Annotated in this window: 16 protein-coding genes; 10 read left to right on the top strand and 6 right to left on the bottom strand. The window is 72.7% G+C overall.

Annotated elements, in window-relative coordinates:
- Nucleotides 1-3: 3 nt before the first annotated feature.
- A complete protein-coding gene (locus LPA42_RS10240) occupies nt 4-642 on the top strand; it encodes a polysaccharide deacetylase family protein (RefSeq protein WP_077937898.1) in 639 nt (212 codons plus the stop codon).
- A gap of 36 nt (nt 643-678) precedes the next feature.
- Here the strand turns inward: LPA42_RS10240 and LPA42_RS10235 are convergent, their stop codons facing one another.
- Nucleotides 679-1,674 carry a zinc-binding alcohol dehydrogenase family protein gene (locus LPA42_RS10235; protein WP_228986507.1) on the bottom strand — a complete coding sequence of 332 codons (996 nt, stop codon included), beginning with the start codon at nt 1,672-1,674 and terminating at the stop codon, nt 679-681.
- Between the two features lie 74 nt (nt 1,675-1,748).
- Here LPA42_RS10235 and LPA42_RS10230 point away from each other — a divergent pair, with 74 nt between their 5' ends.
- A complete protein-coding gene (locus LPA42_RS10230) occupies nt 1,749-2,123 on the top strand; it encodes a helix-turn-helix domain-containing protein (RefSeq protein ID WP_043963116.1) in 375 nt (124 codons plus the stop codon).
- On the opposite strand, the gene LPA42_RS10225 is transcribed toward LPA42_RS10230, so the two are convergent.
- Nucleotides 2,117-2,539 carry a DUF5709 domain-containing protein gene (locus tag LPA42_RS10225; protein WP_077937897.1) on the bottom strand — a complete coding sequence of 141 codons (423 nt, stop codon included), beginning with the start codon at nt 2,537-2,539 and terminating at the stop codon, nt 2,117-2,119. The genes LPA42_RS10230 and LPA42_RS10225 overlap by 7 nt on opposite strands.
- A gap of 255 nt (nt 2,540-2,794) precedes the next feature.
- Complete coding sequence (locus LPA42_RS10220; RefSeq protein ID WP_228986506.1) at nt 2,795-4,246, bottom strand: non-reducing end alpha-L-arabinofuranosidase family hydrolase; 1,452 nt, start codon at nt 4,244-4,246, stop codon at nt 2,795-2,797.
- 610 nt (nt 4,247-4,856) lie between these two features.
- Between LPA42_RS10220 and LPA42_RS10215 the strand changes: the two genes are divergently transcribed.
- Nucleotides 4,857-5,909 (top strand): S1 family peptidase, encoded by a 1,053-nt coding sequence (locus LPA42_RS10215; protein ID WP_077937465.1) that lies wholly within the window; start codon nt 4,857-4,859, stop codon nt 5,907-5,909.
- Nucleotides 5,910-6,784: 875 nt separating this feature from the next.
- Nucleotides 6,785-8,011, top strand: coding sequence for a hypothetical protein (locus LPA42_RS10210; protein WP_228986534.1), 1,227 nt, complete (start codon nt 6,785-6,787; stop codon nt 8,009-8,011).
- A 252-nt stretch (nt 8,012-8,263) separates the two neighbouring features.
- Here the strand turns inward: LPA42_RS10210 and LPA42_RS10205 are convergent, their stop codons facing one another.
- Nucleotides 8,264-9,325: an ornithine cyclodeaminase family protein gene (locus tag LPA42_RS10205; RefSeq protein WP_228986505.1), complete on the bottom strand. Its 1,062-nt coding sequence runs from the start codon at nt 9,323-9,325 to the stop codon at nt 8,264-8,266.
- Between the two features lie 545 nt (nt 9,326-9,870).
- Here LPA42_RS10205 and LPA42_RS10200 point away from each other — a divergent pair.
- The 4 genes from LPA42_RS10200 to LPA42_RS10185 all read left to right on the top strand — a co-directional run bounded on the left by LPA42_RS10200 (nt 9,871) and on the right by LPA42_RS10185 (nt 16,060).
- A complete protein-coding gene (locus LPA42_RS10200; RefSeq protein WP_228986530.1) occupies nt 9,871-11,277 on the top strand; it encodes a cellulase family glycosylhydrolase in 1,407 nt (468 codons plus the stop codon).
- Nucleotides 11,278-11,606: 329 nt separating this feature from the next.
- Nucleotides 11,607-12,998, top strand: a complete 1,392-nt coding sequence (locus LPA42_RS10195) for a nucleotide sugar dehydrogenase (RefSeq protein ID WP_228986504.1) — start codon at nt 11,607-11,609, stop codon at nt 12,996-12,998.
- A 1-nt stretch (nt 12,999) separates the two neighbouring features.
- Entirely contained in the window at nt 13,000-14,415 is a 1,416-nt protein-coding gene (locus LPA42_RS10190) for a glycosyltransferase (protein ID WP_077937455.1), read from the top strand.
- 112 nt (nt 14,416-14,527) lie between these two features.
- Nucleotides 14,528-16,060: a polysaccharide deacetylase family protein gene (locus LPA42_RS10185; RefSeq protein WP_077937454.1), complete on the top strand. Its 1,533-nt coding sequence runs from the start codon at nt 14,528-14,530 to the stop codon at nt 16,058-16,060.
- Nucleotides 16,061-16,105: 45 nt separating this feature from the next.
- On the opposite strand, the gene LPA42_RS10180 is transcribed toward LPA42_RS10185, so the two are convergent.
- Nucleotides 16,106-16,840, bottom strand: coding sequence for a thioesterase II family protein (locus LPA42_RS10180; protein ID WP_158229413.1), 735 nt, complete (start codon nt 16,838-16,840; stop codon nt 16,106-16,108).
- Between the two features lie 71 nt (nt 16,841-16,911).
- Nucleotides 16,912-17,601, bottom strand: a complete 690-nt coding sequence (locus LPA42_RS10175) for a FadR/GntR family transcriptional regulator (protein WP_077937452.1) — start codon at nt 17,599-17,601, stop codon at nt 16,912-16,914.
- A gap of 287 nt (nt 17,602-17,888) precedes the next feature.
- Here LPA42_RS10175 and leuA point away from each other — a divergent pair, with 287 nt between their 5' ends.
- Entirely contained in the window at nt 17,889-19,586 is a 1,698-nt protein-coding gene (gene leuA / locus LPA42_RS10170; protein WP_198956531.1) for a 2-isopropylmalate synthase, read from the top strand.
- Nucleotides 19,587-19,606: 20 nt separating this feature from the next.
- On the top strand, nt 19,607-20,392 hold the full coding sequence (locus LPA42_RS10165; RefSeq protein ID WP_228986503.1) for an ABC transporter ATP-binding protein: 786 nt from the start codon (nt 19,607-19,609) through the stop codon (nt 20,390-20,392).
- Nucleotides 20,393-20,417 lie beyond the last annotated feature (25 nt).

Genomic DNA, 20,417 nt, shown 5'->3' with positions numbered 1-20,417 from the left:
CCGATGCGACCTGTCCCCGCGCCCCGCCCCGGGGTGAGCGCCGACATCGTCGACACCACCCGGGGTGGGGGGCGGGTGCTCGGCCTCACCTTCGACGACGGGCCGAACCCCGCCGACACGCCGCGCCTGCTCGACGTGCTGCGCCGGCACGGCATCACGGCAGTGTTCTGCCTGTGGGGCGAGCACGTCGACGCCCACCCCGACGTGGTACGCCGGATCGTGGCCGACGGGCACACCCTGGGCAACCACAGCATGCGCCACGAGGACATGAGCTCCTGGTCCGCCGAGCGGATCGAGGCGGACCTGCGGGAGGCCGACGCGGCCATCCGCCGTGCCGTGCCGGGGGCGCGGATCCCGTACTTCCGCGCCCCCTACGGCGCCTGGGGCCGGACGCCCGCCGTGGCCGCCGCCATGGGCATGCGGCCGCTGGGCTGGCGGTTGGCCCTCGGCGACTGGGACCCGCCGGGCACCGACGAGCTGGTCCGCCGCCTGCGCGACGGGATCACCCCGGGGGCCGTGGTACTGCTGCACGACGGGGGCGGCGACCGCAGCCAGACCGTCGACACGGTCGAACGCGTCGTGCCCGTCCTGGCGGCGGAGGGCTGGCGGTTCGCCCTGCCGCGGCGGCCGGACTGGCCGTGACGCGGGCCCGACCCGTGGGCCCCGGAACCCGGCGACTCAGAACCCGGCGAGGACGATCTTGCCGATCGTCGCACCGCTCTCGACCGCGGCGTGCGCCCGCCGCAGGTTGGCCGCGTCGATGCCGTCGATCCGCGTGGTCATCGTGGTCCGCAGCACCCCCTGGTCCACCAGCTCGGCGACCCGCCGCAGGATGTGGTGCTGCGCGAGGCTGGCCGGATCGTACAGGGGCCGGGTGAACATCAGCTCCCAGTGCCAGGAGATGCTCTTGGCCTTGAGCGGCAGCAGGTCCAGGCCCGGCGGCTCGTCGATGGCGACCACGGCCCCGAACGGGCGCACGATCCGGGCGAAGGTCTCGACCATCCCGGCGGAGAACGGGCTGAAGACGTGGTCGACGCCGCCGGGCAGCGCCTCGACGAGGTCCTCGTGGTAGTCGACGACCCGGTGCGCGCCCTGGTCGAGGACGAACCGCCGGGACTCGGGGCGCGACGCCGTCCCGACGACCTCGACGTCGGTCAGGTGCCGGGCGAGCTGGACGAGGATGGAGCCCACCCCGCCGGCCGCGCCCAGGACCAGCAGGGTGCCGGTGCTGGTGGCGGTCAGCCGGAGCCGGTCGAACAGGGACTCCCACGCGGTGAGCGCCGTCAGCGGCAGGGCCGCGGCCTCGGCGAAGTCCAGCGACGCCGGCTTCGGCCCGACGATGCGCTCGTCGACCAGGTGCAGCTCGGAGTTCGTGCCGGGGCGGACCATCGAGCCCGCGTACCAGACCTCGTCGCCGGGGGCGAAGAGGGTGACGGCCGGGCCGACGCGCTCCACCACGCCGGCGGCGTCGTACCCGAGGATCTTCGGCTCGTCGCCCGGCGCGCTGCCGGCGCGGACCTTGACGTCGGCCGGGTTGACGGAGACGGCCTCGACCCGGACGAGAAGGTCGTGGTCCCCGAGGGTCGGGACGGGGAGGGTCAGGTCGAGCAGTGAGGACGGATCGGAGCTGGGCAGGTTCCTGCGGTACCCGACCGCACGCATCAGTTCAGCCATGCCCGGGACGCTATTTCGCCGGCCCTAGTTACCGTCAACGGTCATTGGTATCCGAAGGGAACTACGATGGCCGGGTGCTCACCACCGCATGCGGCCGGGCCCACGACGTTTACGACGCGTCCTGCCCGTGCCGCCACATCCTGGACCTGCTGGCCAACAAGTGGAGCGCGCTGGCGTTGGGGGCGCTGGAGGACGGGCCCCGGCGCTTCGGCGAACTCCGCGCCCGCCTCGACGGGATCAGCCCGAAGGTGCTCACCGCCACACTGCGCCGCCTGGAAGAACACGGCCTCGTCGACCGCACGGTGTATCCGGCGGTGCCGCTGCACGTGGAATACTCCCTGACCGCCCTCGGGTGGGACGCGTGCGAGCCGTTGGCCCGGCTGCGCCGCTGGGTGGTGGAGAACATCGAGCGTTTCCCGGCCGGGGCGGGCGCGCCGGCCGGTCAGTAGTCCCGGTCGGAGACGACGTGCATCGCGGCCTCCTCGGCGGAGGCCGCCGCGCCGTCGACGCCGATGTCGGTGGCGTACAGGTCGAGGCTGTCGGAGTCGTCGCCGCCGTAGGCCGAGACCAGCCGCCCGGCCCGCCCGTCGCCCACCTCGTCGTCGATCAGCTCGCCGTCGGTGTCGCTCGCGTCGCCGAGGCCGTCGCCGGCCCAGTCGTCGCCCTCCGGCAGCTCGCGCCGGAGCCGGCCGGCGAGGCTCTCCCCCTGCTCCTGTTCGCGGGCCGTGGTGCCCCAGTCGTCGACCGCCCACGGCCGCTCCGCGGGCGACCAGCCCTCGTCGAGGACGTCGGCCACCCCCCGGTCGTCCAGGCTGTCCTCCGGCTGCAGCACCCCGGACTCGTCCGGGCCGTCGTAGTCACTCATGGCTTCCTCCCACCGCCGTGCCTGCTCCCGCGGGGCGGGGCCGGGGCCCGGTGCACCGTGGGTCCCCTGGACGGTACAACCCCCCGGCGCACACCACGGGGCCGGTGCGGAGCTCGCCCCCTCCGCACCGGCCCCACCGGCTCGGCCGGCCGGCGCGTCCGCGCCCGCCTGTGGCCGGTGCCCTGCCGGTGGTGATCCCGGTGCCGGTCGTGGGTCCGACCGGCACCGGAGCGTCGACCCCGCCGACGTACGCCGTCAGCAGGTGGAGTTGGTCTGGGTGATCAGGCCCAGCCGCCAGGGCAGGCTGTTGTATTCGCCACCGGCGTTCGGGTCCAGCCCCTGGTAGAGGAAGCGCAGGTTGCAGGGGCTGATCGGCAGGGTCTGGTCGTTGCCGCTGCGGATCAGCTCACCGTGGCTGATGTCCCGCGACCAGGCCGTGCCGCTGAAGGTCACGTTGTTGTGGCGGGCGAACGGGTTGTTCTCCTCGGCGGCCAGGGCCTGCCACGGCCCGGCGATGCTGGTGGAGGTCCAGGAGCGGAACCAGCGCCGCCCGTCGCCGCCGATCGCCTCGATCAGCAGCAGGTACCGGTCGCCGACCCGGTAGACGTTGGACGCCTCGAACAGCCGGTTCTTGTTCGCGTCCTGCATCGCGATCACCGGCTGGCTCATCCCGTTGGGGAAGTTCGCCACGCTCGTCTGCGAGCGGTAGAGGTGGCCGTTGTCGTCGGAGGAGAACAGGTGACAGTTGGCGCTGTCGCAGATGACCCACATGTCGACCCAGTAGCCGTCGCCGATGTTGTCACGGATGATCTGCGGCATACCGCTGTAGAAGTGCTTCGGCGCGGTCCACCCGTTCGGGTTGCTGATGTCCGGGTTCGTCGAGTACGACGCGTTGCCGGTCTGGTAGACCAGGTACCACAGCCGCTGCGGCGCGAAGTAGAACACCTGCGGGGCCGCCCGGTAGCCGGTCCCGATGGGCGACTGGTCGAGGTAGTGGAACGTCGCCGAGCCCGCCTGCGACCAGTCGGTGAAGTTGAAGTAGACCAGGTTGTAGCCCGCCGTCTGCGCCGTGCTGGCGAACACGTGGTACTTGCCGTCGTGGTAGACCACGGACGGGTCCTTGATCCCCGCGATGCCCCGCCCGTCGTTCTTCGGGCCGACCAGCGCGCCGCTGGAGGACCACGTGAAGCTGGTCGGCAGCGTCTGCGTGGGCGGCGTCGTCGGCGGCGGGGTGGTGGGCGGGGGCGTGCTCGTCGGGGGCGGGGTGGTCGTGGGCGGGGGCGTGGTCGGGTTCGTGACGCCGCCCGTGCAGGCGGTGCCGTTGAGGGTGAAGCTCGTCGGGGCGGGGTTGCTGCCGGCCCAGGAACCGTTGAAGCCGAACGACACGCTGGCGTTGGTGCCGATGGTCGCGTTGTAGCCGACGTTGCGGGCCACCACCTGGGCGCCGCTCTGCGTCACCGTCGCGTTCCACGCCTGGGTCACCTGCTGCCCCGCCCCGTACGACCAGGTCAGCGACCAGCCGTTGACCGGGTCACCGAGGTTCGTCACCGTCACGTTCGCGCCGAAGCCGCCCGTCCACTGCGACGACACGGCGTAGCTGACCGAACAGCCGGCGGCCGCCGCCCGCGCGGGCAGCACGGCGGCGGTACCGGAGGCGGCGAGCCCGGCGGCGGCCAGGACCAGCCCGGCTCGGACCCTCGCAGACATTCGCACTGGCATTCCCAATCTGTGATGGTGTGGCAGACGAGGACACGAGTCGACGGTCGCGCCCGGGCACCCCGGGACAGGGGCGGGCGGCGCGCGGTGCACATCGGCTGGGGGGGTGCCCGGCGGCCCTTGCCGGGGCACAGGGGCGGACGGACCGCCAGTGGCTCCCGCGCGGACGGCGTCGGGTGGAGCGTGCCCTTCGCTCCCGTAGCGGAGGGTATCTTGTGACCGCTCACACTCACAAGGCATCGACGTGTGGCGATCCTGCCGGGAGGGCCGCCGGCGACACACGGGCGGCGCGCAGCGCCACTTTTCGATCCCGTCCCGCCATCCGGTCACACGGCAACTAAATAAGCCGCCCGGGGCTCGCGACCGCCGCCGGACAGCCAGCGAAAACTCGCTAAACCGGCGCTAACCATCGGAGTCACCACTCGTCGGACTGTCGGGACCCAAGGTGTGAGATACGGCCGAGTCCGGCCAACCACCACTCTTGCGATGATTGTTAAACCTATGAATACTTCGACGCCTCCGATCGGGTGGGCCTCACCAGCCGATCGGCTGCCCGGGGCAGCCCGAAAGGCTGCCCGTGCTCAGCTCCAGGAGGTACCACATGCGACTCTCCGGGTCCCCGCTGCGCCGCGCCACCGCCGCATCGGTAGCCGGCGCGCTGGTCGTCGGCGCGCTGACCGGCGCTCCCGCCCAGGCCGCACCCGCGACGCCCGCCTCCCCAGACCAGGTCACCGCGCTCGCCGCCGCACTCGGCGACCGCTCCGCCGGGGCGTACGCCCGCCCCGACGGCACCATGGTCGTCACCGTGACCGACGACGCCGCCGCCCGGAAGGTCCGCGCGGCCGGCGCGACCCCGAAGCTCGTCACCCGCGGCGCCGACGACCTCGCCCGCGCCACCGCCGCCCTCGACAGCTCCGCGCGGATCCCCGGCACCGCGTGGTGGACCGACCCGGCCACCAACCAGGTCGTCGTCTCCGTCGACAGCACCGTCACCGGCGCGCAGCTCCAGCGCGTCGAGGCCGTCGCCGGCCGCCTCGGCGGCAGCGTCCGCATCGAGCGGGAAGCCGGGACACTCAGCATCCGGGCCGCTGGCGGCGAGGCGATCTGGGCCGAGGGCGGCGGGCGCTGCTCGCTCGGCTTCAACGTCCGCAGCGGCGACACCTACTACTTCCTCACCGCCGGACACTGCACCGACATCGCCGCCAACTGGTACGCCGACTCCGGGCAGAGCAGCCTGCTCGGCTCCGGCGGCACGGGCAGCTTCCCCGGCGACGACTACGGCATCGTCGCGCACAGCGACGCGGCGGCCGCCGACGGCAGCGTCTCCCGCTACGACGGCACCACCCAGGACATCACCGCGGCCGCCGACGCCTTCGTCGGGCAGAGCGTGCAACGCTCCGGCAGCACCACCGGCCTGCACGACGGCACGGTCGAGGCGGTCGACGCCACGGTGAACTACGTCGAGGGCTCCGTCACCGGGCTGATCCGCACCACCGTCTGCGCCGAGCCGGGCGACAGCGGCGGCGCGCTGTTCAGCGGGAGCACCGCCCTGGGCCTCACCTCGGGCGGCAACGGCAACTGCTCCTCCGGCGGCACCACCTACTTCCAGCCGGTGACCGAGGCGCTGAGCGTCTACGGGGTCGAGATCGTCTGAGCGACGGGCGGGGCGGGACGCCGGCTGCGCGGCGGCCCGCCCCGCCCGTCCCCGCACCTTTCGTCGCCGTCACACGACCGGTGCCGGCCCGCGTGATTCCCCGGGCAACGGGCGCGCCGGCATCGACGGGGGCCCGGCAGCCGGGGCGGCTTTCCGGCATTGCCGCCCCGCGATGCGCGACATGCCCGACCACCGTGTCGAGGACCTGGGGATACGACGCGACAAGTCGAATCGCCCACCGCGAGAGCACGGGTCTCCCGCGTCGACCGCGCGGGAGGGCACCATGCCGAGAACAGCGTCGGCGGCCCCTGCCACGGGCGCAATCCGCAGGCCGCGGGACAGCAGTTCCCGTACCATCCGGACGGCCCGCCATGGGATGCGGATCGCCTTGCGCCGCAACAGGATCCGGCACCGGCGGGGCGACGACGGCCACCCGGCCGACAGCCGGCTCGAATTCACCGGCGTGCGCCCTTTCCGTTGAATGAGGCGGATTTCGGCGTATTGAGCGGAACGAACAATCCGCCCTCCGGGCGACCTCTATCAGTGAAGGCACCGAATCAACCTGGCCCGAACGGCGGAAATTGTCCACCGCTGATCCGGGTGTAACCTTGTTGCAATATGAGTGTGGTCAAGTCGATCACATGACGATACCCGTTCCGGGAAAAGCGATTCGGAGTGCGGGCCGGGCACTCCTTTGGACGTCCGGGCTGATTGCACTGGCCCTTCCTCTGACAGCGGCACCTGTCGACGCTCAGGGCCCGGCCGCCACCACCATCGTGATGCCCGAGTGCGCGTGGGCGTCGAAATACGGGGTTACGGGGCTGAATGCCTACTGGCCCGACAGCGCCGCCACCTACTGGTCGACCGTCTACCCCGTGACGGAGGACCTGGAGATCACCATCTCCGGGGTCTACCCGGACGCCCGCTACGCGTCCTTCACCGTCTACGACGACAAGCCCACCTGGTTCAGTCGTAACGGCGCCAGCTCCAGCCTGCCCGACTACCTCATCGCCCCGGACCCGGGCAGCGCCAACCCGTGGCAGGGCGTGCGGAGGCCGGGCGGCCGGTTCACCCTCACGCTCAGCCCGGACGTGGCCCCCGGGCAGCCCAACCGGTTGCCGCTGTCCCGGGAGGACGCCCTCCCCGGGGCGAAGGCCTCCGTGATCTACCGGGTCTACCTGCCCACCGGCGGCGACTCGACGGTGGTGCTGCCGACGGTGACCCTGACCCAGGGAGGCGTGTCGAAGACGCTGCCCACCTGCCCGCCCGCCCCGCCGCCGACCCCGACCCCGACCCCGACCCCGCCACCGCCCTCTCCGCCGACCAGCCCGTCGCCCACGCCCCCGGCCACCACGCCCCCGGCCACCACGCCGCCCGCCACCACGCCCGCCGCGCCGGCCGCCGTCCCGGCGGAGGACGTGGCGGCGACCTCCGACTCGACCGACCGGGCGGTCGGCGACGACCCCGAGGGCCCCGGCGAGGCGGATCGCCCCAGCCCTCCCCCGATCACCGGCGACAAGCTCTTCACCCGCACCTCCGAGGTGGAGAACCTCGCGCCGAACCCGGACAACGCCTACCTCGGCGCCTGGCTCCTCCCACCGGGGCCGGACCACGTCGTGGTGATCCGGGGCCGGGCAGCGCAGGCGGTCTCCGGGAGCCGTCCGGTCTCCTGGCCCCGCCGGCGCGCCGAGGTCCGCTACTGGTCGATGTGCACCAACCTCGGCGGCCAGTACAAGCCCGTCGTGATCAACCGGTTCGCCGACGGGTCGACGAGCTACGGCTGCCGCTACAACGACGAGACCCGGCTCGACCGGCACGGGAACTACGCCTTCGTCCTCGGCACGGAGGGGCAGCGGGCGGCCATCGAGGACGTCAGGAACACCACCTTCGTGCCCTTCTCCGTCTCGTACCCGACGGTCCCGCACATGGTCCTGCTCCGGCACCTGCTTCCGGTGGCGGACTTCCCGTACGCCGTGCAGAACGTGCCGATGAACAGCTCGGCGGAGACCGCCGCGGCGATCATGGGGGAGTACTACCCGCTGGTGACCGTCTGCTCGTTGGCCACGCTCACCACCGAGGGGCCCCACGGCTGCTCCGCCTGAGCGGCGCGGCGCACCCTCCGCGAGCGGGGCGATGATCGGGCTACGGCCCGACCGCCCGCCGCCCGGCCCGCTGGTCCCGCGGGCCGGGCGGACGGCCGGAACCTGCCACGGCAGGTCGACACGTCGCCGGTTCAGGCGTTCACCCCTCGGCCACATTCGGCGCGCGAGGCGGTGACAGTGCGACGCCCGACAGCCGCATGCGCCTGAGGCGAGCCGGGTCGAGCGTGCCCGCCGTGACGACCTGCCTGCCGGTCAGCGCACCGACCGCGCCACGGGCACGGCCGCCGCGCCGACGGCGTACGGGTTCAGCACGTCGGTCGGCTCGTCGGAGAAGTCGACCTCCGTGCCCACCCCGAGCTGCGCGGCCCACTCGACGAAGAGGTCCAGGGCGACGTGGTCCTCGAGTGCGATGCCGGTCGAGTCGAAGATCGTCTGGCCGTGCCGGGCGTCCGCCACGATGCCCGGGTCGGCGCAGATCTCGCTGAGCGAGGGGCCGAGGCGTCGCGGATCGAGGACCTGGCTCTCGCCCTCCCGTGTCGCCTGCTCCGGGTGGTCGGGACAGACGAGTGCCCGGTCCACCAACGTCCGGGGCAGCTCGACCTTGCCGACGATGTCGGAGCCGACCGCATTGACGTGCAGGTGCTCCCGCAGTGCGGCATCCGGGAAGACGGGCCCCGCGCCGATGCCCACCGACGTCGCCGTCACCAGGATGTCGGCGGACCTCGCCACCTCGTCGGGGCTGGCCGCCGTCACCGCCAGCCCGGTGAAGCCGGCCCTGCGGCCGAAGGACGCCAGGTGGGCGGGGTCGACATCCCAGGCCAGCACCGTGTCGATCGGGAAGACGAGGCTCAGGGCGTGCAGTTGGGTGACCGCCTGGGCGCCACAGCCGATCAGCCCGACCGTCCGGCTGTCGGGGTGGGCCAGCGCCCGGCTGGCCAGCGCCGACGCGGCACCGGTGCGCAGGGCGGTGAGCGCCGCGCCGTCGGCCACCACCGTCGTACGCCCGGTCCGGTCGTCGAAGCGCGCCACGCAGGCGGTGATCGTCGGCAGGCCGTGGTCGTCGCCGTTCGACGGGGTGTACGAGACGACCTTGATGGTGGTGCTGTCGTTCCGCTCCCGGTGCGGCATCCACTCGATCACCCCCGGGGCGGGTCCCTCCCGCTCGAACGCTCCCCGGGCGGGCGACAACTCGGCCACACCCTTGTGCACCTCGACGAATTTGTCGCCGAGGCGCGAGATCAGCTCCGTCAGCAATGCGTCGACGCCGACCTCGTCCATTATTCGACCAATGTGCCGCTGGGTCAGAATGAGCATCTCGCTGGAACCCTTGTCTGTAGAGCCATGGCTTCGCCGTCGGGAACGCGTTCTGTGCGGAGACGCCAAAAGGCCGGATCGGGCCGGAACGCCACAACCCAACAGGTCAATCGAAGCCAATCACCAACCATCGGCACGCGACAACACCGAATAGTAGTTGACCCCACACCGGACGGCAACGGCCGACGCTCCCGTCACGGCCAGGGCACCCCGTTTCACCTCGATTCACATCGTTTTCTCATCCAAGATTCACCTCATTCTCACTGCAAATCAAAAGCACACCGGCGCGAATCACCACACATCGACGCAGGCCACTTCAGCTCTCACCGGGCGGCGCCGGGGTGCCCCGCCGGCAACCCCCGCCGACAGCCCTCGCGGCGGCGGCACGGAGCCACCGGAAGGCCGCCGCCGGACAGGAAGGGACGAGACGCCACCCGGATCGACGAGCGCCGTTGCCATAACACTTAACTTTCTTTATAGTGCGATGACGTAGATCACCTTCCCAGTCCCCGGAGGCACCCGTGCGACCTCGCGGCAGAACACTCCTGGCCGCCGGCCTCGCCGCGGCCCTCGCGCTGGCCCCGCTCGCCCTGACCGGCACCGCCGGTGCGGCGGCGGCGCCGACCGCGAGCTTCACCAAGGTGAACGACTGGGGCTCCGGGTGGGAGGGCAGCTACCGGATCACTAACTCCGGCAGCACCACCATCAGCTCCTGGCGGCTGGAGTTCGACCTGCCCGCCGGCACCACCGTCGGCTCGTACTGGGACGCGCTGCTGACCAGCAGCGGCCAGCACCACACCTTCACCAACCGGTCCTGGAACGGCACGGTCGCCCCGGGCGCCTCGGTGACCTTCGGCTTCGTCGCCAGCGGCACCGGCGCCCCGACCGGCTGCACCCTCAACGGCCAGCCCTGCACCGGCGGCACCACCCCGACCACCGCCCCGCCGCCGACCACCACGCCACCGGCCACCGTCCCGCCCACCACCGCGCCGCCCACGACGACGCCACCGCCGACCGGCCTCTCGCCGGTCGCCGCCAACGGCCAGCTCCGCGTCTGCGGCCGCCAGCTCTGCAACCGCGACGGCCGGGCGATCCAGTTGCGCGGCATGAGCACGCACGGCATCCAGTGGTACGCGAACTGCGCCACCCCGGCCTCACTGGACGTGCTCGCCCGCGAGTGGAACGCCGACGTGCTGCGCATCTCGATGTACGTCCAGGAGGACGGGTACGAGACCGACCCACGCCGCTTCACCGACCTGGTGCACACCTACATCGAGCTGGCCACCGCCCGGGGCATGTACGCCATCGTCGACTGGCACATGCTCAGCCCCGGCGACCCGAACGTCAACCTGACCCGGGCACGCACCTTCTTCGCCGAGATCGCCGACCGGCACAAGGACAAGGTCAACGTGCTCTACGAGATCGCCAACGAGCCCAACGGCGTGCCGTGGAGCGCCATCAAGAGCTACGCCGAGCAGGTCGTCCCGGTCATCCGCAGCCGCGACCCGGAGGCCGTGGTGCTGGTCGGCACCCCCGACTGGTCGTCCCTCGGCGTCTCCGGCAGCGGCGGCGGGGTGGACACGATCGTGGCAAACCCGGTCGCCGGCGGCAACCTCATGTACGTCTTCCACTTCTACGCCGCCTCGCACGGCGACGCGTACTACGACACCTTCGCCCGCGCCGCCGACCGGTTGCCGCTGTTCGTCACCGAGTTCGGCACCCAGGACTACTCCGGCGACGGCCCGAACGACTTCGCCATGGCCCAGCGCTACCTCGACCTGATGGCCAGCAAGAAGATCAGCTGGACGAACTGGAACTTCTCCGACGACTTCCGCTCCGGCGCGGTCTTCACCACCGGCACCTGCGGCAGCGGCCAGTTCGGCGGCACGGCCCGCCTCAAGCCGGCCGGCACCTGGATCCGCGACCGCATCCGCACCCCCGACACCTTCTGACACCCCACCCACCCCACCCAGCCCCGGTGATCAAGGGGCTGGGGTGGGGCGGGGCGGAGGCAATCGGGGTGGTTACTGCTAGTGATGCTTCTTACTTTGGATGGGGCGGTGGGGGTGGTGGGGGGTGCGTGTCTGGTGGGGCTGACGGGGGTGGCGGTTTGCGTCTCCTGCGGGACTTCTGGGCGGTTGTGAACAGGAAAAACTGACCGATCGGACAGGGGGTGGTCGCAGATTTCGGTCGCCGGTCGGCTGTTCGTGGGAGCGCCTTCGGGGCGGTGGGCTCGGCACTCTTGAGTCGTTCCCGTTCACCGTGCGTAAGGGCCCCGACCATGTCGCAGCTCCTGCCCGCCGCCGACCGGCCCCTCCCGCCGGCCGTCGCCCCGGTCACCCCGCCCATCCCGGCCGCCCCGTCGTCGCCGACCGTCGACCCGGCCGTCGCCGTCGCCGCTCCCGTCGCCCCCGGGGCCCGTACCGCCGTGGTCGGCCTCGGCTACGTCGGCCTGCCGACCAGCCTGGCCCTGGTCGGCAGCGGCGCGCGGGTGATCGGCGTCGACATCGACCCGGCCCGGCTCGACGACATCCGCGCCGACCGCGCCGACCTGCTCGACGTCGACCGCGAGCGGCTCCGCGACACGTTGCGGGCGACCGACCCGGCCCTGCGGCTCACCACGTCGATCGCCGAGATCGCCGACGCCGACACGGTGCTGATCTGCGTGCCCACGCCGGTGGACCGCCACCTCGACCCGGACCTCACGGCGCTGCGGGCCGCCTGCGCCGCGGTGGTCGCCCACGCCCGCGCCGGCCAGACCATCGTGCTCACCTCGACCAGCTACGTCGGCACCACCCGCGACCTGCTGGTCGAGCCGCTGGCCGCCCGGGGCCTGCGGGTCGGCCAGGAGGTGTGGGTGGCGTTCGCCCCGGAACGGGTCGACCCCGGCAACGACGGGCACCGCCAGGAGCTGACCCCCCGGGTCGTCGGCGGGGTCACCCCGGACTGCACCGCGCGGGCCGCCGCGGCGCTGTCCCGGATCGCCCCCCGGGTGCACCGGCTCGGCTCGCCCGAGGCCGCCGAGATGACCAAGCTGCTGGAGAACACGTTCCGGGCCGTCAACATCGCCCTGGCCAACGAGTTCGCCGACGTCTGCCGGGACCTGCACCTGGACGTCACCGAGGTGATCGACGGGGCGGCCACCAAGCCGTACGGGTTCATGGCCTTCCAGCCCGGCCCGGGGGTGGGCGGGCACTGCATCCCCTGCGACCCGCACTACCTGCTGTGGCAGCTGCGCGGGCAGCGCCGCGAGGCGCCGCTGATCGAGACCGCGATGCGCGGCATCTCCGCCCGCCCCCGCCGCGTCGTCGAGCGGGTCCGGGACCTGCTCGCCGGGTCCGGTCGTACGCTGCTCGGGGCCCGCGTCCTGCTGGTCGGGGTGACCTACAAGCCCGGCGTCGCGGACGTCCGCGAGTCGCCGGCGCTGGAGATCATCGGCGAGCTGGTCCGGGCCGGCGCGGACGTCGGCTTCGTCGACGACCTCGTCGCGTCGGTGCGCACCCCCGACGGCGCGACCCTGCACCGGCTGACCGACCACACCGAGCGGGAGTGGGACCTGGTGGTCGTGCACACCGCCCAGTCCGACCTGGACGACGCGTGGCTGCGCGGCCAGCCGATGGTGCTCGACGCCACCTACCGGATGACCGGGCTGCCGCGCCGCGAGGTCGTCTGACATGCCGGTGCCCCACGAGGTCCGGGGCGCGTCGGTCGAGGCGCCGGTGCTCCACCCGGTGCGGCGCGGCGTGCGTCGGCTGCTCGCCGCGCTCTGCCTGCTCCCGCTGATCGCCCTGCTGGCCCGGCAGCTGCCCCAGTTGCCGTACGCGCCGCTGGCGGCGTACTACGGCTTCGCCGTGCTCACCGCCACCGTCGCCGTGTTCTACCTGGCCTACGCCCGCTACGAGGACCCCAGCGAGGCCCCGCCGCGCCCCCGGCACGCGGCCACGTTCCCGTCGCTGCCCCCGGCCCCCCGGGTCAGCCTGCTGGTGGCCGTCAAGGACGAGGTCGACGGGATCGAGGCGTGCGTACGGTCGATGACCGGCAGCGACCACCGGCCGTTGCAGGTGATCGTGGTCGACGACGGCTCCACCGACGGCACCGCCGAGGTGCTGGACCGGCTCGCCGCCGAACTCCCCGTCACCGTGCTGCACCTGCCCCGCAACGTCGGCAAGAAGCGGGCCCTGGTGCACGGCGCCCGGCACGCCACCGGCGACGTGCTCGCCTTCACCGACTCCGACTGCGTCCTCGCCCCGGACGCGCTGCGCCGCTGCGTCGAGGCCCTGCTGCGCCAGCCCGACCTGGGCGCGGTCAGCGGGCACGCCCGCGCGCTCAACCCCGACGAGTCGCTGCTCACCCGGGTGCAGGACGTCTGGTACGAGGGCCAGTTCCGGGTGGCCAAGGCCGCCGAGGCGTCGTTCGGGGCGGTGACCTGCGTCTCCGGCCCGCTGGCGGTGTTCCGGCGGGAGGCCGTGATCAACTACCTGCCGGCCTGGGCGGCGGACCGGTTCCTCGGCGGCGAGTTCCGCTTCGCCACCGACCGGCAGCTCACCGGCTACGTCCTCGGGCAGCGCTGGATCGGCGTACGCCTCAAGCGGCGCTTCGCCGACTCGCCGTTCGTCCGCGACGAGGACCACCCGCCCCGGGCCTGGCGGGTCGGGTACGTCCGCTCCGCGCGGGTGTGGACGACGGTGCCGGCGCGACCGCGCCCGTTCCTGCGCCAGCAGACCCGCTGGAAGAAGAGCTACGTGCGCAACCTCTTCTTCACCGGCACGTTCATGTGGCGGCGCGGGCCCGGCCCGGCGGCGCTCTACTACGGGCACGCGCTGTGGGTCGCGGTCGCCCCGGTGATGGCCTTCGCCCACCTGGTGTGGGCCCCGCTGCGCGGCTGGTGGGCGGTGCCGCTGCTCTACCTGTGCGGGGTGCTGCTCAAGGGCACCTTCTGGGGGCTGGCCTACCGGCTGGACAACCCGGGCGACCCGCGCTGGGCGTACCGGCCGCTGATGAGCGTGCTCTCCGCCACGGTGCTGTCCTGGCTGCTGCCCTACTCGGTGGGCACGATCCGGCGCGGCGTCTGGTCGCGGAGCGCGGTGTGAACGCGGGCCGGCGGCTGCTCGCCAGGCTGGCCCGGGTGGCGCTCACCCTCGCCGGGGCCGTGGCGCTGGTGGCGCTCTACGTCGTGGTGTTCACCCGTGGGGAGGTGCTGCGGTGACGCGCTGGTGGCCGCGCCCGCTGGGGGCGCTGCTCTCGCTGGTCACCCTGCTGGTGGTGGCGACGCCGTTCGGGGTCTCCTGGTATCTGGCCGACCTGCGGCGGCACGTCGGCGCGCAGCGGGACACCGCCGTGACCCGGATCGACCCGGCCGACCTGCGCCGGTTCACGGAGCTGGCCGGTCGGCTGCCGCAGCGGGCCGCGCCGGTGGTGGTGGCCTACCACGACATCCGGCCGCACGGCGACGACCCGGCCGCGACCGAGCCGGGCGGCCGGGAGCACTACGTGGTCAGCCCGGAGGAGTTCGACGCGCAGCTCACCGCCCTGCAGGCGGCCGGCTACCGGTCGATCTCCTCGGCGCAGTACGTCGACTACCTGCGCGGCGGCGCGGTGCCGGAGCGCTCGGTCTACCTGACGTTCGACGACGGCACCCGGGGCCTGTGGGCGTACGCCGACCGGATCCTCGCCCGGCACGACATGGTGGCCGCCTCCTACCTGATCACCGGGCAGGTGGGCGAGCACCGGCCGTACTACCTGAGCTGGGCGGAGATCGCCCGGATGGCGCGCTCGGGCCGGTGGGACTTCCAGGCGCACACCCACGACCTGCACACCCGGGTGCAGACCGGGCCGGGCACGCAGGGCTCGCCGCTGACCCACCGGCGGTGGGATCCGGCCGCGGAGGCGCAGGAGAGCCTGGCCGCCTACCGGCAGCGGCTCACCGCCGACCTCGACGCGATGTTCGCCGCGTTCACCGCCCACGACCTGCCCCGGCCGCAGCTGTTCGCGTACCCGTTCTCCGAGGTCGGCGACGCCGTGACCGACCCGGCGGCGGCCGAGTTCAGCCGCGAGCTGGTCGCCGGGCGGTTCGCCGGCGCGCTGACCAACAAGTCGCGGGGGCCCGAGCCGAGCAGCCGCCGGTCCGCGGCCGGCGGCCAGGTCGAGCGGGCCGAGGTGTACGCCACGACGAGCGCCGCCGAGCTGGTCAGCGCGGTGGTCGAGCGGACGGCCGTGCCCCCGCTGGTGAGCGCCCCGTTCACGAACCCCTGGGACTGGCGCGACCAGCAGGGCGAGCCGATGACGGACCTGTCGTCGCTGACCGCCGGCCGGTTCACCGCCGCCAGCCCGCGCCGCGCCTACGGCACGCTGCTCGCCTACGCCAGCGCGGACTGGACCGACTACACGGTCGACGCGGCGCTGCGCGGCCTGCGGGCCGACGGCGGCACCGTCACCCTGACGGTCCGGGTGGACAGCGACGACCCGGTCTCGGTGCGCGTCGGGCACGGCCGGGTGGCGCTGCTGCGCGGCGACCGGGTGGTCGCCGAGGCGGCCCTGGACCCGGCCGCCACCCACCGGGTGGCGGTGACGGTGCGCGACGGCGAGACCGTCGCCCGGGTCGACGGCGGCCCCGCCCTGCGGGTGGCGACGCCGGCCGGGCCGCGGTCCACCGGCGGGCTCGCCGTGGCGATCGACGACGACGCGGGTGTCGCCCATCCGTCGGTCGCCGCCCTCGACGTGCGGGCCGCGGACTGACGGCTGGCATCGTCCGTCGAGGTTGGCCGACGTCTCGGGCAGCTATTACTGCACGGGCGCGTTCCGGTCGGTCGTCATGACCCGGCGCAGAACGTCCGCCACCTCCTGGGGGTGCCGGTTGGTGAAGAAGTGCCCCCCGGGGAAGACGTGCACCCGCAGGCCCGAAGTCGTGTGCTGCTCCCAGGCCTGCACGTCGGGGGCATTGGTGAGGGGGTCGGCGGCCCCCATGAGGGCGATGACGGGACAACCGACGACCGAATCTGGTTCGGGACGGTAGCGGCTGTGCGCCAGGAGGTCGCTGCGGATGACCGGCAGGAACAGCTGGCGCAGCACCGGATGCTCCAGCAGGTCGGCGTCGACGCCTCCCAGCGATCTGACGAGTGCGGTCAGCGGCTCGTCGGGGGTCGCCGAACAGGCGTCGACGAGCAGGCCGGACAGCGTGAGGCGAGACGGAGCCGGATGCCCGGAGGCGACGAGGACGATCTGCCGCTGGTCGGGCACGCGCCGGACGACCTCGTAGGCCACCGCCGCGCCCAGGCTGTGCCCGAAGAAGATCATCGGACCGTCCCCACGTGCCCCGGCGACCGCGCCGGCCACCTGGTCGGCGAGGACGTGCACGTCGGTGAAGAGAGGCTCCCGCACCCGTTCCGCCCGCCCCGGGTACTCGACGCACGCCGTCCGGGCCGTGCCGGCCAGCTGCGCCGCGAGGTCCCGGTAGGAGCCGGCGGAGCCGCCCGAATGGGGGAAGAAGAGGACCGTCCAGGGCGTGCCGGGCGACACGGACGCGGGAAACCTCCGTATCCATGGTGTGGCTTCGCGCATGACCACCACTTCCTGCAGGGACGAGGACGTCAGACGGAATGGAGCAGGGTGAGCGTCTGCGTGAGCTCGTCGCGCAGCGCCTGCCCGGCCGCCTCGGCGTCTCCCGCCACGATGGCGCGCACCAGCACGGCGTGCCCCTCGTCGCCGTGGTTCGGGTCGTCGGAGCGCAGGCTGAGCAGCTCCACCAGGTCGAGCAGCCGTTGTTGCAGCACCGGCAGGAACTCGGTGAACAGGCCGGTGAGCACCGGATTGTGCGCCGCGGCGACCACTTTCTCGTGCAGGGCGATGTCGGCCGCGACGAACTCGGCGTTCCCGGCGTTCGCGGCATCGCGGCGGCTGGTCAGGGCCCCGTGCAGGGCAGCGATGTCGTCGTCGGTCCGGCGCTGCGCGGCCAGCTGCGCGGCGGCGACCTCGACGAGCATCCGGACCTCGTAGACGTCGGTGATGACCGCCTGGCGGAGCTGGGTGGACCAGTCATCCCTTGGCCTGGTCGCGATGACGAAGACACCGGATCCCTGCCGCGCCTGCACCAGCCCCGCGCCGGCGAGGGCCCGCAGGGCCTCACGGACGGTCGAACGCCCCACGCCGAGGGACTTGGCCAGGGCGGTCTCGCCGGGGAGCTTCGTTCCCACGGACCATTCACCGCCGGTGATCTGCTCGCGCAGGTGGTCGGTGGCCTGCTCGACCAGAGGGGACGGCCGCAAGGCACCTAGTGACATGTGAGATTCACCCTTCCACACCTATCCGGTTGTCTGAGGAGCTGAGTTGTGGTTACAGTACTCCCCATGCTGCCGCACGGGCTTCTCCTCGGCTGCCGCTGCGGGGCCTGACACGACCGGCACCCCGCAGCGGGGTCCCGGGCTGCGCCGGTCACCGAATGGCCGACCGAAAGAAGTTCCGCACCATGATTTCCCACTCTCAGGGGATGGTCTTCCCCACCCTGCACACTCCTACCGGCGCTGTCCCTGCGGATGCGCCGCGCTGGAATCCCCAGCGCCCGAGCGCGATGCCACATCACCGCTACCAGTCCGCGCACGAGCGGGTCGCCCTGCCACTCGCGGACAGGACCTGGCCCTCGCGGCGGATCGAGCGGGCCCCCCTGTGGGTGCCCGTCGACCTGCGCGACGGCAACCAGGCGCTGGCCGAGCCGATGGACACCGAGCGCAAGCGGCGGATGTTCGACCTCCTGGTCACCATGGGCTTCAAGGAGATCGAGGTAGGTTATCCCTCCGCCAGTCAGACCGACTTCGACTTCGTCCGCCACCTGGCCGACAGCGACGCCGTCCCCGAGGACGTCACCATCTCCGTGTTCACCGCGGCCCGCAAGGACCTGATCGACCGGACCATCGCCTCCGTCGACGGGCTCCCCCGCACTCTCGTGCACCTCTACACCGCGACCGCGCCCACGTGGCGGAACGTGGTTCTCGGCCGGTCCCGTGCCGAGGTCCACGAGTTGATCCGGGACGCCGCCACCTATGTGCTGCGCCGCGTCGAGGAGCGCCCGGACGCCGACATGCGATTCGAGTTCTCCCCGGAGGTCTTCAACCTCACGGAGCCGGACTTCGTCCTGGAGGTCTGCAACAGTCTGACCGAGCTGTGGGAGGCGAGTCCCGACCGGCCGGTGGTCCACAACCTGCCGGCGACGGTCGAGATCGCCACCCCCAACGTGTACGCGGACCAGATCGAGTACATGGACCGCCATCTGGCGCGCCGCGAGTCGGTGATCCTGTCGGTCCACCCGCACAACGACCGCGGCACCGGCGTCGCCTGCGCCGAACTCGCCGTCCTGGCGGGGGCGCAGCGGGTGGAGGGCTGCCTGTTCGGCAACGGTGAGCGCACCGGCAACGTCGACCTGGTGACCCTGGCGCTGAACCTGTACGCGCAGGGCGTGAACCCGATGATCGACTTCTCCGACATCGACGCGGTGCGCGAGGTGGTGGAGCACTGCAACCGGCTGCCGGTCCACCCCCGCCACCCCTACGGGGGCGACCTCGTGCACACGGCCTTCTCCGGCACCCACCAGGACGCCATCGCCAAGGGCATGACCCACCACGCCAAGCAGGCTGCCGAAATGGGCGTCCCCGCCGAACAGGCCCCGTGGGCGGTGCCATATCTGCCCATCGACCCGGGCGACATCGGCCGCACGTACGAGGAGGTCATCCGGATCAACTCCCAGTCCGGCAAGGGAGGCATCGCGCATCTCCTGCGCACCCACCACAGCCTGGACCTGCCCCAGGCCATGCGCCCGGACTTCTCCCACATCGTGCAGCAGGTCACCGACGCCACCGGTCAGGAGCTCACCCACAAGGAACTGTTCGAGCTCTTCCGCGCCACCTACCTCGCTCCGGCCCTGGACGGCCCGGTCACCCTGGTTTCCTGGAGCACCGCGGAAACCGTGCCCGGCGAGCACCAGTTCACCTGCACGCTGCAGATCGACGGGCAGGAGCGCTCCTGCCGGGGCACCGGCAACGGGCCGCTGTCCGCCCTCGCCGAAGCCCTCCGCGCCGTCGGCATCACGATCGACATCCTCGGCTACGCCGAGCACTCCATCTCCACGGGGCCGGGCAGCCCCGCCGTCGCCTACGCCGAGTGCCGCGTGGACGACGTCACCTGCTGGGGCGCCGGCTGGGACACCTCCGTCCTGACCGCATCGGTGCACGCGGTCATGGCCGCCGTCAACCGCTCCGGGCGGGCCTCCTCGTGAACGCGCCACCGGTGCTGCGCGTGACGGACGCGGCCGTCGTCCGCGACGGCAATCCGATCCTGTACGAGGCGTCGCTGACGGTGCGGGCCGGCGAGCACTGGGCGCTGCTCGGCCCCAACGGGGCGGGCAAGAGCACGCTGCTCAGCCTTCTCGGGGCCGTCGCGCACCCCACCCGTGGCACCGTCGAGGTGCTGGGCCACCGGCTGGGGCGGGTCGACATGCGCGAGTTGCGTTCCTACGTCGGCCACGTCAATCCGCGGCACGATCTGCGTTCGCCCCTCACGGTGCAGGACGTCGTGCTGACCGGGCTGACCAACACCGTCGAACGCATCCCCCGCTGGGAGCCGACACCCGAGCAGGTCGCGATGGCCGACCGGCTGATCGGCCTGCTCGGCCTCAGCGAGCGCCACGGGGCACGGTGGCCGACCCTGTCGCAGGGGGAACGGGGCCGTGCGCTCATCGCCCGCGCGCTGATGCCCAGCCCGCGCCTTCTGCTTCTCGACGAGCCCGCGACCGGTCTCGACGTCGCGGGCCGGGAACAGCTCATCGAGCGGCTCGACACGCTGCAACACACCTACCCGGAACTCGCGTCCGTCCTGGTCACCCACCATTTGGAGGAGCTTCCTCCGGGCACGACCCACGTGCTGTTGCTGCGTGAGGGGCGCTGCCTGGCGTCGGGTCCCGCCGACGAGGTCCTCACCAGCGACCAGGTCAGCAAGTGCTTCGACCATCCCATCCGGCTCACTCGCGCGGAAGGGCGTTGGAGCGTGCGGGCGTACCGCCCGGCCGGACCACGAGTCGGCTGAGGCGGTGGTCGCGGGGGGGGGGCGC

The organism is Micromonospora sp. DH13, assembly GCF_020873825.1.
Taxonomy (GTDB): Bacteria; Actinomycetota; Actinomycetes; order Mycobacteriales; family Micromonosporaceae; genus Micromonospora; species Micromonospora haikouensis.
This window is presented reverse-complemented; position numbering and strand designations above follow the sequence as displayed.